This is a genomic window from Clostridium sp. DFI.1.208, from assembly GCF_024463855.1.
Lineage (GTDB): Bacteria > Bacillota_I > Bacilli_A > Erysipelotrichales > Erysipelotrichaceae > Clostridium_AQ.
This window is the reverse complement of sequence record NZ_JANGCA010000221.1, coordinates 1-357: the sequence shown is the minus strand read 5'-3', so window position 1 is coordinate 357 and position 357 is coordinate 1. Positions and strand designations below refer to the sequence as shown.

At 38.9% G+C, this 357-nt stretch carries 1 pseudogene; it reads right to left on the bottom strand.

What is annotated here, in order from left to right:
• Positions 1–357, bottom strand: a pseudogene (locus NE665_RS24125) (hypothetical protein); the annotation flags it as partial.

The following is a 357-nucleotide window of genomic DNA, read 5'->3' as shown; positions in this document are numbered from 1 at the left end:
TGTATTTCTGCTTTGATTGCTCTGTTTTCTTTGTATCCTTTTCCCATCTATCTTTATAGAAGATAAGAGTATCTGTACGATATTCTACACCATCGATCACTATCGCATCATCTACTTCGTCGATGTTAAATACCTTGTTGTGACCAAGGAGTCTCCAACCTTCAGGATCCGTTGCCCAATCTTTGAGCTTCTTTTTCAATTTCTTTATCGGTTGCGTAACGATATAGGCCCCATGGGCTTTTTTATCATTATATACCTTGTTTTCCCAGCCATTCAATCCAGCATCTGCACAGACGATGAATCGGCTGAACTGAAAGTCCTTTTCGATTTGTTTTTCGAGTTCTCTCAAAGAAAACT